We start from the raw sequence: 351 nt of genomic DNA on the forward strand, positions 1-351 counted from the left end.
CAGCGAACCCGGAGCACCAGGCGGACCGGGAGGCTGCACGCCCCCACCCGGAGTCCCGGGCGGACCGGGAGGCGCCGGCTGCGCCGGCGGGATCGACGGCCGGCCCGCACCGGGCGCGGGCTCGGCCGGACGGGAGACCTGGGCCCTGCTGGTCGGCGCGTCGGCGATGGAGCCCGCCTCCGGAGCCAGGGCCGGCACGACGGCGGTCCGCGGCAGCCGGCTGCCGCCCGGCATCAGGGTGGTCTTGGCCTCCGGAGCCACCGCGGACGGCGGCGCCTCGTCCAGGTCCGACCCGGACAGCGGCGGTGCGAACACGGTCGCGGGCAGCGGTACGGACGCATCGTCCGCCCC

General features: G+C 80.1%; 1 pseudogene. It reads right to left on the reverse strand.

Annotation, left to right across the window (positions count from 1 at the left end):
• Nucleotides 1–351 (reverse strand): annotated as a pseudogene (locus AB0D44_RS13525) (hypothetical protein); the annotation flags it as partial.

The organism is Streptomyces sp. NPDC048349 (assembly GCF_040651925.1).
Lineage (GTDB): Bacteria > Actinomycetota > Actinomycetes > Streptomycetales > Streptomycetaceae > Streptomyces.